9 protein-coding genes are annotated in these 18,690 nt (G+C 36.3%); all 9 read right to left on the reverse strand.

The genetic code is table 11. The annotated features are described in order from the left end of the window. Nucleotides 1–57: 57 nt before the first annotated feature. Complete coding sequence (locus tag IV494_RS09145; RefSeq protein WP_196079845.1) at nt 58–1,986, reverse strand: DUF3857 domain-containing protein; 1,929 nt, start codon at nt 1,984–1,986, stop codon at nt 58–60. After that, complete coding sequence (locus IV494_RS09150) at nt 1,986–3,875, reverse strand: DUF3857 domain-containing protein (protein WP_196079846.1); 1,890 nt, start codon at nt 3,873–3,875, stop codon at nt 1,986–1,988. The genes IV494_RS09145 and IV494_RS09150 overlap by 1 nt, the downstream gene beginning before the upstream one ends. 5 nt (nt 3,876–3,880) lie before the next feature. Further along, nucleotides 3,881–4,390 (reverse strand): ferritin, encoded by a 510-nt coding sequence (locus IV494_RS09155; RefSeq protein WP_196079847.1) that lies wholly within the window; start codon nt 4,388–4,390, stop codon nt 3,881–3,883. A gap of 100 nt (nt 4,391–4,490) precedes the next feature. Then, the gene (locus IV494_RS09160; RefSeq protein WP_196079848.1) at nt 4,491–4,934 is read right to left on the reverse strand and encodes a hypothetical protein; all 444 of its coding nucleotides are present in this window, start codon (nt 4,932–4,934) and stop codon (nt 4,491–4,493) included. A 218-nt stretch (nt 4,935–5,152) separates the two neighbouring features. After that, nucleotides 5,153–6,229, reverse strand: coding sequence for a hypothetical protein (locus IV494_RS09165; RefSeq protein ID WP_196079849.1), 1,077 nt, complete (start codon nt 6,227–6,229; stop codon nt 5,153–5,155). A 243-nt stretch (nt 6,230–6,472) separates the two neighbouring features. Further along, on the reverse strand, nt 6,473–9,130 hold the full coding sequence (locus IV494_RS09170; RefSeq protein ID WP_196079850.1) for a 4-alpha-glucanotransferase: 2,658 nt from the start codon (nt 9,128–9,130) through the stop codon (nt 6,473–6,475). Nucleotides 9,131–9,353: 223 nt separating this feature from the next. Next, nucleotides 9,354–10,820 carry a cysteine--tRNA ligase gene (gene cysS / locus IV494_RS09175; RefSeq protein WP_196079851.1) on the reverse strand — a complete coding sequence of 489 codons (1,467 nt, stop codon included), beginning with the start codon at nt 10,818–10,820 and terminating at the stop codon, nt 9,354–9,356. A gap of 19 nt (nt 10,821–10,839) precedes the next feature. Then, entirely contained in the window at nt 10,840–11,505 is a 666-nt protein-coding gene (folE, locus tag IV494_RS09180; RefSeq protein ID WP_196079852.1) for a GTP cyclohydrolase I FolE, read from the reverse strand. Nucleotides 11,506–11,615: 110 nt separating this feature from the next. Beyond that, nucleotides 11,616–18,689 (reverse strand): T9SS outer membrane translocon Sov/SprA, encoded by a 7,074-nt coding sequence (gene sov, locus IV494_RS09185; RefSeq protein ID WP_196079853.1) that lies wholly within the window; start codon nt 18,687–18,689, stop codon nt 11,616–11,618. Between the last annotated feature and the right edge of the window lies 1 nt (nt 18,690).

Below are 18,690 nucleotides of genomic sequence, written 5' to 3' on the forward strand. Positions count from 1 at the left end.
AATTGTTTTTAAGACATTAGAGAAAATCGGAAATTAATGCTTTAAATTTTTAAATCCCTATTTTTTCACCGCGGTCACAACCTGCGCTTCCATCTTTGTAATATTATCATAAATCTGCGTGAATGCCGGATAATATTCTGCCGGAAATACTGCGTCATCAATCTGTACACTCGTTTCAACCGTTAATTTATTTTCCTCCTGCGTCACCAAATACGTGTATTGCAACGCATTATCATCGGTTCGGAATTTTTTGGATTTTGGCACATTTTCAAAGACGTAATTATCTGGAAGTGTAATGGTTACTTTCTTATTTTTATCGTAAGCAGAATAAAACTCAAGCGGTGCTTTCCGAGGTTCTTTCTGATTAAAATCATGGTTTTGCGAATACAAAAATAAGAGTGGATTAAATACCATTTTGCTTCCTAAAACATCGGTAAACGTATCGGAAGTAAAGTCGAAACTCGTTTCGAAATCGTTGTTTTCCTGAACGCTCTGTTTAAAATTGGAGTAAGGAAACTTGTACAAGTCTTTGTAAGTTTTAGCGTATTTTTCTTTGTCTGCCAGAAAACTTTCGTTCACCATCATTGCATATAATTTAGTGTCGCGATCTGCAAAACTTCCTTCGAAAGTTCCATCAGCATTCATTTTTGCATTTACGCTGAGAATGGTCTTACTTACTTCGGGGAACACAATATTAATTTGGCTGGCATCATCTTTCGGCATGTAAAATCCGTAATAATTCAACGCACGTGGAGAAATCATATTCAGGTCACTTTGCTTAGAAGTCGCATCTAAAAGTATAAATTTCTTACCTTCTACATAAGAAGCCATGACAAAATTTAGTTGTGCTATAGAAGGAAGGTACCCCAATAATTTTCCGCGCTTTACAGTTGATAAAACAATTGGATTTGCATCAATATCTGCACTTCTCAATAATAAAATTAACAAAATATTCAGTTCGGCGGTGTTCCCGATCTTCGTAGTCAAAAGATTTTTAATTCCTTTATCTGTAACTATATCATCATCTTTATTCCATGTATAATTTTTCTGCACAAATTTTAAGGTGGCTCGAGCACGATCACTTTTTAACGGGATTTCTTTTATTTCATTAGGAAGTAGATCTTTGACTAAATTCTTCTTTCCTAATTCTTCGCCAAAGTTGTCATTTTCATATAATCGATTGCTAACATCCTTCCAGGTCAGCGTATAGGATTTTAGTCGAGCTCCAAGAAAGATAGAATTAAGTTCAGATTTAATTCCAGTTTTATAGTTATCATTGTTTAGTACATACTTTTCTTCTTTGTAGGGAGGAACGTTTTCATATCCAAATCGATAAATATTGTAATCACTGCCATACATTAAACGATCGCCAGTTTCCCGAAAGTTCGGATTCAATACACCGCTATAATTGATGCTGTACCCAATTGGTTTTGGCGTGTCGAAAACGTACTCTACATACTTTATTGGGATTTCATCTTCAATTAAAATCCTTGGCGTAGAACCGATAAATGGGCTGTAAAGACTGTATGAAAATTCTACGACAGAGCCATTTTTTACATTCGGAAAGGCAAATTTAGTGATCGTATAATTTTTATCTTCTTTAGACTGATATTTTTCGTCGCGCTCAACTTTGGTGATCACTTTTTTTCCATCTTCCCAACTGGAAGTGAAGGCCTTTAAATCACTAAGTGTTTCCCTTTTTCCCTGATTATTTTTATAGATTGAAATTTGATGATCTAAAAAATTGGAAGCATTATCTTTATTATAAATCTTCACACGATCAGTTACATCTTTATAAATATACCCGTCATAATCAACTCTGAAATGAATAGACCGATACAAAACTTCGGCAGGTGCGTCTGGATATTTTTCGGATTTCTCCCTTTTTAGATCTTCCTCGGAAAGTTTCGGAGTCTCTAAAAATTTATGCTGAGAATAAATAAAACCAAATAAAAGAAGACAGAAAGAGAGTAGAATTTTTTTCATTATAATTTTGATATTAAGATTTTGGTATTATCGTTACTCGCAGTTTTCTTCCTGAATGCAACATAATCCTTAAATTTTTCTTTTGGATACATTCCTTTTTTGATGGTTAAAATCCGGTGTACAGAAAGTTTATTGTCTTTTATATTAAAGTTGATCGTGTAGGAACCAAATTCCGTAGAAAAAGTCGCGGAAGCAGGAACTTCGCCAAAAACATAACCGTTTGGTATACTATATTCCAATTCATAATCATCTTGAAAAGGAAAAGACGTCTCAAACGGCAAAACTCTCTCGTCATTTGTAGAAAAAGTAGTCGCCTGGTAATAAGGCATGACTGGAAAAAACATATCATTTCCTAATTTTTTTGAAAAGGAATTGGCTTTCAATGAAAGATCATAGTTAATTATAGCGTGATCTCTGTCATTTTTTAAATTATTAATGGAAAGCTGATCGATCTTTAAATTGAAATGTCTGCTTTTCAAAGCTTCGATCATTTCATCATTTTTCAAAGTGAAGAGCCTTAAATTAGTATCATATTGACCGCCGGAAAATTCGAAATTAGCCTCGGAAGCGATGCTGCCGTCTTCGGCGATCTTTATTTTTCCGACTAATTTTTCTTTGCTTTCTTCCGGTTGATAAACGGGAGTGTCGATGATCTCGATGCCGGTTTCTTTCACTGCCAAAACATTTCGGTTGTGAGAGGAATAAGAAAGATGGTTAAAAGCAACACGTTGTGAAGTATTTTCTAACCAGATTGGATTTTTCTCTGTGGGAACCATCAAAATTACGTGATTACCCGCAAGTTTCGGAAAATCTTTATCAAAAGTCAGGACCGAATCATCACTGTAAATGACCGAATAAAAAGATGGAATTCCCGCTGCAGTAAGTAATGTCCGCATGTAATTTGTCAATGCTTTGCAATCACCATATCCTTTTTTACTTACTTCTGAAGCAGGCATTGGTTGCCAACCGCCGATTCCCATTGAGATAAGAACGTAGCGCGTTTTATTTTGCATGTACTGATAAATCGTTTTTACTTTTTCGGAGGTTGTTCCCGATAAATTTAAGGCTGAAATCTCTGCTGAAATCTCCGGAGTTACGGATGAAACCGGGGTGATCAATTTTTCATAATACCATTTACCAAACGTATTCCAGTTTGTCATGTCGCCCTGTTTGCCATCGAGGGTAAATTTTTCGGGCGAAAATTCAACTTTCGGGATCAGATAATCAATACTTGGGGCCAAATTCTCTTCTACGATCGCGGGAATATTTTCGTAAGAATATTTCCATAAATTTCCCTCTTCAGAATGCTCCACTTTCGCTAGTGGAGTATCTTTTATTTTCGTTCTGATCTTTATTCCTGAATTATTCAAAACCGAGAAAGACGTATTTTGCACAGCGATGTCATAAGAACGTAATGGTCTGAAATTATTCAGATAAACAGTGTTGGAAGTATTGGTTTCATAAGTCGTTTTTACGGTGTAAGGATATTTGGTAGAAATAGGTCTCATTACGAGAATTCGGTCATCTACGTATAAACCGGAACTCGGATTATTGGTGTAATCTGAGAAATCTTTTTTGGTAAAAGTTTTGAATAATTTCCCATACGCATCATAAAGTTCTACTTTTATGCTGCTGACTTTCGTGGTAGGATTGTAGGGAATTACGACCAGGGAATATTGATCTCCCGCAGTACTTAAAATAGTGATTGCGCTGGTTTGCTTTATTTCCATATCGCTCACCGATTTCAAAACGTAATCTTCAGAACTTTCTCTAATTACGGCATTTGCGTTTTTTAAAAGATTTTCGGGAATCGATGAAACGCTGTAATCCTGCGCAAAACTGAAAACTGAGAAGACCGAAAAAATAAAAAGGTAAAATTGTTTTATCATATAAACTAGTTTACCGGATTTGGAACAAAAACACGCTGACTTAATTCCTGATCGAAAAGATAAAGTGCAGACGGATTTTCACTAACCATTTTTATTTTGGTAACGAGTTGCGATGCATTTGCCTCTTCTTCTACCTGTTCATTTACGAACCACTGCAGAAAAGAAACCGTGGCAAAATCTCCTTCATTATTAGCATTCTTTAAAATATTGAAAATACTTTTGGTAATGATTTTTTCTTGTGCAAGTGCTTTTACAAAAATTTCGGTAGCATTTGCAAATTCATAAGGAGGCTGTTCGATGGCTCCCATTTTTATTTCGGCTCCTACATCATTCAAAAAATCAAACATTTTGTCGGCGTGCATTAATTCTTCTTTGCTTTGAATTCTAAAGTAATTGGCAATACCATCTAAATCCTTTCCATAAAACCACGCAGACATTGACAAGTAGTATTGTGCAGCGTACTGCTCCTGTGCGATCTGGTGATTGATCAAGTTTGCTATTTCATTTGATATCATAAATTGCTTTTTACCAAATATATAGATTTCAAGGGTGGTGAACAAGAAAAAAGCGGAAAATAAATTTTCCGCTCCCATTAAAAAAAATTAAAATTATGAACTAGTTTTTTGCAGGCATTGTGTTCATATCTTTTTGCATCATATTTCCTTTTCTATGCTGCATTTTATCCTGCATTTTTTCTTGCTTCTTAGATTGCCATTTTGTGTATTGATCAGGAGTAAGAATTTTTTTCATGTCAGAGTTCCACTGATCCTGATTGCTTTTCATCATTTCCATTTTGGCTTTACGGTCGCCTGTCATTTGAGAAGAATTTGCTTTTCGTTCTTCCATTTTTTTGTCATGCATAGCTTTGATCTGCGTAACCTGCGAAGGCGAAAGATTTAATTCAGACTGCATCATTTTCATGTTGTCAGCTCTTCTTTGTTCCATTTTAGCTGGATCTCTCATTTTCATATTTTGAGTGCTTTGCATCTGATCAGTTTGTTGCGCCATTGCAAATGTTCCTATCGCTAAGAAAGCTGCGCTTAAAAGTAATTTTTTCATTTTTTTATTATTTAATTATTTAATTATTTTGTTGTTATTTGATGTTTTGATAAATTTTTTCCATTGATGTTAAACAGTAGAATCATAAATTTTTGTTAATTTACATTATGAGTATAATTTATTCAGGATTATAATTATTGATTACGATATAAATTCGAAGATATTTTTAAATAAGAAGAGCAGCTCTTTGCAAACTGCTCTCTTTATATTTGTTTGAATTACCTTCCTGTAAATCTAAATCCGGAACTGTTGGAAGTTCTAATTTCCGGAGCTCGTTTTTGCTGTGAAGAATTTTTTTCTATTTTTCTTTCCTGACTTTTATTTCGCAAACCAGCGTCGCTATTTCTCGATCCTGAATTATTATTTCTAAATCCATTATTCTGTGGAGCTGTCGATTGAGGTCTTACATCAGAATTATTTCTAAATCCTCCAGTATTTATTTGAGGGCTGGTTTTTACAGCAGTTTCTGCATTACTTCTAAATCCGCCACTAGTTTGAGGAGTTGTGGTTTGAGGTTTTACATCAGCATTACTTCTAAATCCGCTGTCATTTAATTGAGGGTTAGTTTTAACAGCAGTGTCTGCATTGCTTCTAAACCCACTGTTTCTCGGAGTGGTTGATAAATTGTCGGTACTTCTAAAACCGGAATTATTCGAATTATTCTGCCAGTTCCCATTAGTGTTTCTGCCGTTGTCTCTGAAACCCATCTCCTGTCTTGGATTGTTTTGCTGATATTGCGTTCTGTCGATTCGATATCGGTTGATATTGATGTTACGGTATCTCGGCACGACATAAATATTGGTTACATAATGTTGTCTTCTATAATTTTGATAATAAACAACCGGATTGTATCCATGGTAATAATTATTCTGGAAGACTACAAAAATTCGGGGTCCCATAATATTTTGTAACGCATAAAATCGATCGTAATACCATCTGTCCGGATTGTATCTGTAATAAGAATTCCAGGCGCTGTAAGAAGGATAACTGTCATTCAATATCATAATTTGCTGAATTTGCCAGGACGACAACCGATGTCTCGCAAAAAAACTATTCCAGTTTACATCGTAAATACTGTTTCGGTAATCATTATATGAACTTTGATAAAAATCATTGGTATAATAATCTGAAGGATATTCATAATAATAATCATCTGGGAAATACGTAGCATCTTCTTCGTCACCATAATAACTGCTGTTATTGTTATTGGCATTGGTCGGATAATGATCCGGATAATTCTGCGCGGAAATCAATGCTGATAAAAACACCGAAAGTCCAAAAAATATTTTTTTCATTTTATTCTACGTTTGTTTTTGTTACTTATACTTTCCCATTAGAAAAGTATGCCATTTTTTTGGCTTAAAGCCTTTAGAGTAAACGATTTAAAAGCTTTCCTACCATCTTTGATGCAAACAAAAGGGGGAAGTTAAAACCAAAGTTCTAACTTCCCTCCAAAATATCGTAAATTATTGATTATCAATAATTAAAAAATTGACACCAAATCATAAAAATAATTCGTCTTTTATAATTTATTTTAATTAAATCCGATTTGAATCTTTGATCCATCCGCCAATCTTTTGGTTAAAATCTTCTTTTTTCAAAAGTTCTTCAACATTCAGATGCATTCTGTATCTCCAGTAATGCGGGAAAACTGCGGGATTATTAATGCGTTCTTCATCCATATTCGGATTGGTTAATTCTGAATCTGTCGCCAAAAATTCCTGGATAGGAAAAATTGCTAACATCGCATCATTATAAAGATGTTGCTTCATAATAATTTCTGCAAGTTGCGGTTCTAAATTCCAGGGTGCGGTTCCCGATTGTCCCAATTGTTTATTGAAATATTCCTGCGTGAAATTACGATCCTCATGCCACCATTGTCGAAGTGTTGAACTGTCGTGCGAACTTGCAGTCACCACATTCATATAGCCAGCGTTTTTCGGATTGTACCATGCAATATTTTCAGAGGGCATTCTTTGAACTTTCAAAGCTGTAATTCCCAATCGATCCATGACCTGCGGAACAGAATCCGGAACCAGTCCCAGATCTTCGCCGCAAATTAACATGTCGGTTGCATTTAAAATGACAGGCAGTTTTTCCATGGCTTTCTGATACCAAAGTCCATCTTGCCGTTTGAAAAAATAATCCAAATATAAATCAGAGATCGCTTTTTGCTCCCAATCCGGTAAATATTGAAACGATTTCGTTTTTTTGATATTGAATCTTGGATGATAAACTATTTCGCCATCTTTCATTTCTTCCGGCAGAAAAAGGACGTTTGCGCAAAGAGAAATCAACTGATCTTCAACTGAACCCAGCGGATTTTCTTTGAAATGATCTGATAATTTTCTCTGGGTATCAAATTTCTCTTTGAAGGTATAAGTTCCATCGAAATGATTGTTCATGAACTGATTATGAATCGCATCTCTCTCATCACCGAAATAATCCCAGAGAATCTGATCATTGATAAAAGGTTTGCAATAACGGTCTTCATTGAAAGGAATATTTCTCGCCTGAAATTCCTCCATTTTGACAGGAATTGCAGGATAAAAATAACCTAAAATTCCCTGTGTTACGCTCATTGGCATTCTCCAAATCCTGAAAAACCCTAGAATATGGTCAATTCGCATGGCATCGAAATACTGCTCCAAAGCTTTGAAACGATTTTTCCACCATCGATAACCATCTTCCTTCATCGCCTCCCAGTTATAAGTCGGGAATTCCCAGTTTTGACCAAGATCTGTAAATTGATCCGGCGGTGCTCCGGCTTGAAAATCCATTCCAAACAATTCCGGTTCCGTCCATGCTTCAACAGAATATCTATAAATACCGATTGGTAGATCTCCCTTTACAGAAATTCCTAGACCGTGTGTATAATCGATTGCGTCTTTCAATTGCAAATGAAGTTGATATTGAACCCATGCGTGAAGCATTGTGGTATCATAATCTTTACTTTTAGCACTGAAAAATGGCGTAATTTTTCCGGCGATATATTTCTTATGCGTTTTCCATTCGTTAAAATTGGGCGTTTTGTATTTATCGCGCTGGACGCAAAAAGCAGAATATGGAAGAAGCCACTCTTCATTGTCTTTCATGAATTTTTTGAAATTACGGTCTTTCAAAATCTTCTCTTTATTCGTATCAAAAACTGCTTTTACAAATTTCCATTTTCCGGAAATCATTTGCTCATAATCGATAAGACTTAAGGAATTCAATTTAGCTTTTTTACCATTAAATTCTTTTACTAAATCTTTCGGTAAAGAAAATTCAAGTTTTTCAATCGACAGATATTGTGGATGAAGTGCGTAAACAGAGATCGCTGCGTAAGGATAAGAATCGGTCCAGGTATAATTCGCAGTGGTATCATTGATCGGTAAGATCTGCAACATTGAAAGATTGGTTTGTTTCGCCCAATCTGCAAGAACTTTTAAATCTGGAAATTCACCAACGCCAAAACCATTTTCAGATCTGAGTGCAAAAACTGGAATTGCAACGCCGGCTGCGTGATACATTTCAAACGATTTGAATTTGAAAAAATGATCTGCTTTTATTTGAAGAATATTTTTCTCAGCATTTGGCAATGCCCATCGGTTATCGCCGTACTCAATATCGAAAACCTGTCCGGAATCTGTATTTAATAATCCGTATTTGTATTGAATGAGTTGGTCAGAAGGCAATTCAAGAGCAGCTTCCCAAATACCAAAATCTGTTTGGGACATTACGACAGCTTTCAAATATTCCCAGTTTCCTAAAGCTTCACTATTTCCCAATAAAACTATTTTCCAGTTCGGATGATAAATCGGAGCTTCTAAACGAAATAAATGAGTATGCTTTTTGAGAACTGAAATTTTCTCTGCTTTAAAACCTCTTAATTTATTTTTAAGTATTTTATTATTGAGATAATTTTCGGGAAAATTCTTTTTATTCCAAACATCAAAAATGATAAATTCTTTGTAGTTGTGGGAAAAACTTAGTTTATGAGGAGAAAATTCTTCATCGAGAATCGTTCCGCCATCATTGACCAATTGATATTTGTAAGAAATTGTTTTGGAGAAGAAATCAACTTCTGCATCCCAGTTTCCATTCTCATTATAATTTAAAAAGTGATATTTATCTTCACTTCCTTCTTCCATAACTAAAAGCTGGAGTTTTTCTCCCATTTTAGTTCTGAAATTAATTCTAAAATACAGTTTCATAACTTCTCATTTGAAATTGCAATTTAGGAAAAAAATGGCGGAAACATCCGATTTTCAAATTAATTTTTTCGGAGTCTAATAATTGATTTACAGCCAATTGCACAGATGAATTGGAAGTAGGCTTAAAAATCATGAAAAAAGATAAATGAATTGTAGAAATAATAAAACCCTCACCAAATAGTGAAGGTTTTTTTAATTTATTTTAAAACTTTACTGCAAGGATCTAGGAAATCGAATAGCTCGTTCCTTCTCTTCCGTCTTTCAACTCGATTCCTTCTGCAAGCAAACGGTCGCGGATCTGGTCAGAAAGATCGAAGTTTTTAGATTTACGGGCTTGATTTCTTAAGTCAATTAAAACCTGCAAAGTTTGGTCTAGTTTCGCATTATTATTCTCTTCAATATTCTGTAAACCCAGAACATCAAAAACGAAATCATTCATCAAAGTTTTTAATTCCGATAAATCACTTTCGGTGATCGTCTCTTTTCCATCCTTTAATTTAAAAATGAAATTGACGGCCTCGAAAAGATGAGCAATCAAAATTGGTGAATTGAAATCGTCGGTTAAAGCGGCATATGATTTTTCTTTCCACGTAGTTAAATCAAAACTTGAAACGTCAGAATTTGGAAAAGTGCCATTCGAAAGAACTTTCATTGCTTCCATCAAACGCTGAAATCCTTTTTCACTCGCAACCATGGCTTCATTGGAGATATCTAGAACACTTCTATAATGCGCCTGCATAAAATTAAAACGCACAACGGAAGGATGAAAAGGTTTCTCGAAAAAATCATTACTCCCGGAAACGAGTTCCATCGGTAAGATATAATTTCCGGTAGATTTGCTCATTCGCTGTCCGTTCATGGTCAACATATTGGCGTGCATCCAGTAATTCACCGGCTCAGTTCCGTTGCAAGCTTTCCCCTGTGCAACTTCACATTCGTGGTGCGGGAATTTCAGATCCATTCCACCACCGTGAATATCGAATTTCTCACCTAGATATTTAGTTGACATTGCAGTACATTCTAAATGCCATCCGGGAAAACCTTCGCCCCATGGAGAATTCCAGCGCATAATATGAGCGGGAGATGCTGCTTTCCAAAGCGCAAAATCCGGTGCATTCTTTTTCTCATTCTGACCGTCTAAATCCCGGGTATTGGCAAAAAGTTCTTCGATATTTCTGTGAGAAAGTTCTCCGTAATTTAAGCCTCGTTTATTGTATTCGAGAACATCAAAATAAACAGACCCGTTGCTTTCATAAGCAAACCCTGTATCAATAAGTTTTTGAGCCAACTCGATCTGCTCTAAAATATGTCCGGTTGCAGTTGGTTCGATCGTTGGTGGAAGTAAATTAAATACTTCTAAAACTTTATGAAAATCGACGGTGTATTTCTGTACAATTTCCATTGGTTCTAATTTCTCCAAACGGGATTGTTTTACAAAACGGTCATTGTCAACATCGCCGTCATCAGTTAAATGACCTGCATCGGTAATATTTCTAACATAGCGAACTTTATAGCCCAAATGAACCAGAGCGCGATAAATAAAATCGAAAGACATGAAAGTTCGCACATTTCCCAAATGCACATTGCTGTAAACGGTAGGTCCGCAAACGTACATTCCAACGCTGTTTTCGTGAATTGGCTTAAAGATCTCTTTTTCGCCGGAAAGGGAATTGTATATTTTTAAATTCATTTTTGTTGAAAGTTTGATGTTAATCCAAATTAGAGCGGCTTCCTACATAATGAAGGAATTCCTGTCTCGTGATCGGATTGGTTCTGAAAAGCCCACTAAGCTCTGCAGTCGTTGTTGAACTTGCGGTATCTTTTATCCCGCGACAATTCACACATAAATGTTTCGCTTCAATGATGCATGCAACATCTTTTGTTCCGAGTGCTACTTTTAAAGCTTCTACGATCTGCATGGTCAATCGCTCCTGAACCTGCGGACGTTTGGCGTAATAATCTACGACTCTGTTGATCTTTGAAAGACCAATCACTTCACCATTAGAAATATAAGCAACATGCGCTCTGCCAATAATTGGAAGAAAGTGGTGTTCACAAAATGAATACACCGTGATGTCTTTTTCCACCAACATCTGGCGGTATTTGTACTTATTTGAAAAGGTAGAAATGCGTGGATTATTTTCGGGAAGAAGACCGCCAAAAATTTCATTCACATACATTTTTGCAACACGTTTGGGGGAGTCTTTCAAAGAATCGTCTTTCATATCCATTCCCAAAGTTTCCATGATCTTATGAAAATGTTTCTGGATGATCTCGATTTTTTCTTCTGGAGATTTTTCAAAAGCGTCATCTCTTAAAGGAGTATATCCTTTTCCGGTGAACACGTCGTCGTCGTTGTCGAAATTTTTACTCATATGTTTATGTAATGATCAGCAAAATTAAGGATTTAATTTCTATTCTCACACCAAAAATCCCTCGCCGATGGAGAGGGATTTTGAGATAAATAAATAAATATTCTTAATTTTTAGAAACCACCACTTCCGGAAAAAGTAAATGTTGCAGTTAATCCTGCTCTAATTGTAGAAAGTGGGAAGGCTGTAGAAATTTTATATTTTGTCAGCAACTGATCATAAAAAAATCTAAGGTTAAAGTTTTGCGACATGTTGTAGTCTGCAGAGAATTTAAAGCTCATCATTCTTTGACCACCTGTAATTTGTGAATCATTCTGTAAGATATTCGTAATTCGGGTCTGACTGTCTCTGAGGGAGAAATCACCACGAACATTTAAATCACTTTTAATGGTTCTTGCTTTCCCTTTAAAATTGATTTTCATTTTGAGATCTTTTAAAATATATCCAAAACCTACGATGTATTCATTACCGGCATCTTCAGTTAAGGTTTGATTCACCAAACCAAGCATGAACAATCTGTCGCGATTGTACTGCGCGCGAAACTGCATGTTATTTCTCATCGTAACATCAGCACCGATCAATGGCGCAAAAGCTTCCACATAACCAACTTGAGAGAATGTATATGGATTAAATCCGTTCCCAAAACTATCGCCAAGAGGTGCGGTAGCATTATTTTGTCTGTTATAGTAATCTACGCTCGACTGAATTCCTGTTGCGGTATAAGTTGAAGTATATCCATGAAGAATATCAAATTTTGAAAACTGACTGTTAATCAACGGAATATTTTTCAAGCCGGAATAGGTAACTCTCCAGTTCGGAAGTGGGAATCCGGATTTTTTCGGATCTGAAAGTCTTCCATTTACAGATCTGCCCTCAACAGCCGCTTGAAATGCAGGAATCAAAACATAAGCATCTGCTAATCCACGACCCGCTTTGAAGTTGCTTTCAATATAAGAACCACCCGACTGAATGAAAATTTGTTTCGCATTTTCATACATCGCATCATAAATACTTTTACCGTCTTTGAAAGCGGTATTAAAAGTCCATGTTGTTTTCGAATAGCTGATCATATCGGTACCAAAAGAGTTCTGGAACCCATTTGCCGGATTAGAATCTGCATCTACATTATAACCACCCTGAATGAAATTGCTGTTGTAATTTTTCAGGAAGTTGAAGTCGATCCGGAAATCATTAATTGGAGCAACCTGTACATTCGCCAGGAAATTTTGATTTTTCATTTGCGAGTACGGATCATTCATATAAGTGGAAGAAGAAACCCATCCATTTTCAATGATCGTTCTCCTGACATCTGCTTGCGAACCGAGAAGGAAGCCATAAGTAGGACCACCCAAAGTTTGACCATAACCATACCAGTTTGGTGCAGAAAGCAAGCCCGGAAGCACCGTTCCGTTATTTTCATTATAAGAAAGATCAATTTGCTTGATAGAAGTTAAAGCATAAGCAATTCCCTGGAAAGGATTCAGTTTATTTTTGAATTTGTAGTTTTTGAAACTTTTCTTTTTACCTTTCTTTTGCCAAGCTAAATTATAAACATTGTTGAGTGAATCAATTTCCTGTTTGCGTTTCTGCATGGTGGTATTGATCTTCTGGAAATATTTAAACTTACTGAAGAATTTCGGCACATCGAGAGCGGCAGTTGCTACAATATTATTGGTATTTTGCCCAATGCTTCCCAGACTTTCAGCTTTCTGGGTATCAGGATTTACAAATGTCGTCAACACGGTACTTCTCGCATTCCAGTTATAAGTGAATCCGTAACCGAGTTCAGCATTGATAAAGTCGAGATACGGTAAATATTCGAACGGGAACTTATAATTCAACTGTATTTTGTGATTGTACAATACCGGTCTTCCTGCACGCAGCGGATTAGCGAAAATTGAATTGGAGTTCATATCATAAACATTCAAATTATCGTTCAGCGTTCGCATTGCAGAATTAATTTCGAGTTTTAAAGATTTCGTAAAATTAAATCCTAAACCATATTGCCATCCAAAATAGAAGTTTCGGTTTCTGATCACATCAAAATCCTGACCTGGAATTCTGCTCAAAATAGCTTCGATATTTCTAAATTCGAGTTCATTATAATTACGGTCAACCTCTGTTCGGAAAGACAATCTTGTAGGAACCGGATTAATATTTACTTCTTTCAACCATCTCAAATACTTATAAGATTTGGCGGTATCGCTCACTATTTTATTGAAAGGTCTTAAAACATAAGGTTTGAAGGAATAATTATAATCAATATAACCTCTTAAATACTGACGGTAATTTTTCTTGGTATAAACATCTCTGTAGAAATCATCGTTATAAATGGAAGTTACCGAAAGATTTTCTACATCATAGAATTTCGGTTTTTTGTTCGGGTTCATTCTGTCTTTTCGCATGTTCACAACACCGATACTTCGCTGCTGCGTATACGTTCGCGCAACTTTTTTCAGTTCCTCTTTATTCGGAGCCTGATCAAAAGTGACATCATTATCCAACGGATTATATTTCGGATCCTCAATGGTTTGTGTGTAAGAATAATTCACCGGAATTTTCATTCCAACTTTCTCAGGTAAAAATTTATCTACGTTCACTGTCGTATTAATACTGAAGGCCGAACGAGCAGACTGCGCTCTTTCGGCAGGTTTTTCGGTGATCCCACCAAAACCAATACTCGAAACCGAAGCATTTGCATTCACCAAAGCGAAATCACCTAAGTTAAAGTTCACACTTGCATTTCCGGCGTAACCGCCTTTATTTTCAATTTCAGAAAGACGGATTTCATTTACCCAAAGAACCAAATCTTTTGTGGTCGTCAGGGATTTATTTCGAACACCCAACATAATTGTTGTTACGTTCCCTAAACTCGGGCGACCTTTAATAAATATTTTTTTATAAGGGTCGATCGCACCATATTCAACATCTTCAGAGCGGTCATCAATTCTGTTATTTGGATTTGAATCTCGTCTTAATTTCGCATCCACAAAATTTTGAATTTCCAGATTCATTGTATTTTCCGTCGGCCAGATTTCTAACGGTGATCTGGCGTTTGTAGCGGTATATTTTAATGACGCTTCATATTCATAGTAGTTATCGGTCGCATCGCTTCCGAAACGGATGAAGAAGGTTGCATCTTTATCATAAATTGTTGAAGTTGGATTTCTTAGATCTTCTGCGTGTACGAAGAGTTCTAATTTTTTATAACGACGCATATCCAAAGCAACATTTTTGAATACTCCTTTTGTAGTTTTTACAGCGATCGGCTGTGTTTTCATGTAAAGTGAAGATTCATTTTGTCTTTGTGCACCAGCATTTCCGCTTAAAACCTGTCTGTCGATTCCTGGAGGAAGAACGTAAGGAGGCTGACTCAATCCGTTTTCTTCTAAATTTACACTTCCTACATCAACTTTTTCGTTGTCTACAGGATTCACCCCTTCTGTATCGGTAATTGTTGTGGCAATGTCTTTTGTATATTTTCTCCAGTCACTTCTTACCAGATCCAAAGTTCCGAATCGAATGGTTGAAGCCTGATCAAAACCGGTTAAAAGCATTCTTGCGAATCGAACATTATTTAAAATGGAAGGATCTTTTGAACCTCCGGAAGTAGGATCTTTATCAAATTGCTGAACAGGAACGCGGAATAAATACCATTTGTTACTTCCTTTTTGTCCATTTTGGAAGGTTACGTCAACTTGTTTTTCATCAACGATAAATTTTTGTCCAACTGCAAGACTTCCTTTATCTAGATTGATGGTGTACTGGTTGTAATTTTCGCTTTGATCTAAGTTATAATCTCTGTTTACATCTTCCGCATCAGGAGTTTGTGTGGCAACTTCGAGCGTGTTGCTTTGAGAGTTCCCTTCCGGACCACGGAAATATTTATATCGTTCTGTAAGTGACGACGCTTGAGCGCCCTGAAATTTATCAGAAAGATAAAACAGGAAATCATCAGAAGCAGGATCCGTTACTTTGGTTACAGGATTGATGAAACTTACTCCAAATTTTGAGGCTTCACCTTGAGCATCAAGACCGTCATATCCTAAATCCTGTGCTGTTCTTTCTTCGTTTTCAGTAGAGAAAGCGTACAGGATCGGAAACTGATTCGGCTGTGTTCCCCAATTGGTTGTCGTCGTGTTTGCAGGAACATTTGGCGTAGGTAAACCATTTTCGTACATCAATTTGCCATCCTTCAAAACATCTTCTGAAACGTTTCCTAACTGCAGCAATAATTTCGGATTTGCACCTAAAGGATTTCCATCTGCATAAGGATCCATCATCCAGAATTCAACATATTCGATATTTGAATTAACGAAATTGGAAACTGATATCGGACGCATTAAACCAGCCCATCTTTGCTGAGTAGATTCTGCATTTGGATTCACATTATAAGGTCCTCTTTCACCCGGAAAGTAACTGATATCAAAAGTATTGGTGTACAACTGTTCTCCAGCAACAAAATCTCTGGAGTTGTATAATTCTTTGGTTTGAACTCTTCGTGAAGTATGATTAGAAACCGCTTGAGCATTAATTCCTCCCGGAGCTGCGCCGCCAATTCCGTAAAATCGCGGATCAATATTGTACCAGGTTAACAAACCTCTTCCGTTTCCGTGAGCGAGGTCATTATTCAAAGGTCCATTTGCAAAATAAGGCTCATTTGGATTTTTCTCCGGTTTTGAAGCTAAACTCCACATTGCAGGTTCTTTCAAAGATATTTTAGAAGTAGTCTGCTCAAAATCATCAATATAAGACTGATCGCCGGTTCCGCTATTCTGACCCGGAATTAAATAAGCTCCTTCCGCAGCAAAACTTAAATTAGAAGGTGCTTCTGTATTGATGAACGGGATTTTATCGGTTAATCTCGTTAAGAAAGGCAATTCGTTATTGTATAAAATATTGAAACCAGCCATTGTATTATTTACGGCTTCCTGTCCAAAATTCACTTTTTGGGTTAAAGGCGTCTCGGCGTAATTCACCACTGTTCCGCCGATAGTAAGATGTTCGTTGAATTTTCTTTCTAAATTTAACCCTAAAAATCTTTTTCTTTGGGTATTAAAAGTCAATTGATTTTCCAGAGAAATATTGATCGCCTGACCTGACTGTTTTACGGTTTCATTAATGATATTCACCGTTCCAAGCATGTAATCAACCGTATAATCGATTCCTTCCTGAAGCTGAACACCATTCGCAGTAACTTTCACAGAACCTTGCGGAACGTTGATCGCGCCTAGAGAAATCCCGGTTCCCTGCGAACCTTTGAATCGACCTTCCATCGTATATCCTAAAGCCAGCCTGTTTTCTGAAGCTACATTTTTGAATTTATCATATAAATCATTAAAAACATATTTCGGATCACTACTGCCTAAAACGCCTTGCAAATAAGCCCCAAAAGGTTTTGCTTTGGTGAAAATAACTTTTCCATTTTGCGCATCGATCGTGATTCCGGGTACAAAATCGAAAATTCCGTCTCCCGTAACATTTCCATTTTGCTGTAAATCGTTATTCATGTTCAACCGATCCCAGTTGAATAATTTCAATAAATTCGTATCCTGAACCGGAGTATTTGGCAAATAATTTACTTTACCATTGGTAGGATCTCTTAAATAAACATTCAGTAAAAAACCGTCGCTGTTAATTTGATTAGAATTTAATGAATAGATATTCTTCATCATCAAATCCCACATCGGCGTCGTAGTTGTTGTTTTTATATTTGATTTTAGCAACTTGGTGATCAAAACCGGACTTTCTTCTGAAAACTCCCCAACTTTATACACTTTGCTGTCTCCATTCAAAGTAAAAGTATAGGCAACGGATAAAAGCTGATTATCATTCAACCGCTGATTCAGGGAAATATAACCCAACTGCGGATGAAACGTAAATTCGTTTTGATTTAATTTTCGGGCTTTTCTATTAAAGATGAATTCTTCACCATCGGTATACGTTACCGGAGTTCCGTTCGCATTAGGAAAAGATTTACCGTTGATGGTATTGTAAGCACTATTCACATCCCGAATTCCTGTTCCCAAACCAACAATTTGAGGGTAAAGCGTATTTTGGGAATTATCCGGATATCCAGAAATCCCTTCACCTAAATCACGAATTCCTAAAATACCTTTTTGATCCTGAAGATTCCCGGAACCCTGATCTAAAACCCAGGCTTCTATTCGGGTAATACTGATTCTGGAATTGATCTGTGGGTAATTCAACAAAGAAGCATCGTAATTATCTAGGAAATAATGTCCTATATAATAATGCTGATTGTCCTCATAGTCGATAGCATTCAATTTAAAAGTATTCATCACACCACCACCTTGCGCGATAATGCTGCGAGATTCTCCCTGTTGCTGGGAAAATACCAATGTTCCTGTAGTTTTCCCGAGTTGAAATTCTGTTTTTAAACCAAATAATGATTCCGAACCGCGGATCAAACTCGTTGAAAGTGGCATATTCACATTTCCAAATTCTACCCTTTTGATGATCTTATCTTCGCCACCCGTAGTTTTATCGTTTAAACCTTTAGTCTGCAAATCTTTCCAGCTTCCTTTTGCCTGCCAAACCAAATTCATTTTGTTCTCAAAGGCAAATCCGCTTTGAGTATCATAATTGGCTTTAAGCTGAAGGTTTTCCCCAACTTTCCCGATCAATCCAAGTTGAATTCTCTGCTGAATATCAATCGCAAAACTTGTTCTGTTCTGAGGTAAAATTAATGGATTATCAATTTTTTGGTAGAGGCCTCCAATGTCAAAAGACGCAAAACCTTGCGGAATAATTTCAATTTTATTTCCACCGAAGATGTCTTCAAAAAGTCTGTTTTTTACCTTAAAACTTGGGAGTAAACCTTTTTTGAGTGCATCTGTCTGATCTTTTTTGTAGCCTAAATTGTTGGTCGCCGATTTCTCATTATAATATTCGCTCAGCTGATTGTTGAGCATATATTGATGATATTCGGCAGAAGTCATGGAAACGGGATTTCCTACGACCATATTCCCAACTTTGGGATAGAGAAAATACATTCCGCTGGAAACATCATAAAATGCTTCATATCGCATAGGATTCGGCAGGGAAAAATCCTGTCGAACAGACGAACTATCCTGTGGTTTTACCTGTGCAAATATACTTGCAGAAGAAAAACACAGGAAAATTAAAACTAAGAATGTATGCTGAAAAAAATTATTCTTCTTCAAA

The sequence above is a fragment of the Kaistella gelatinilytica genome (assembly GCF_015679325.1).
GTDB classification, from domain to species: domain Bacteria; phylum Bacteroidota; class Bacteroidia; order Flavobacteriales; family Weeksellaceae; genus Kaistella; species Kaistella gelatinilytica.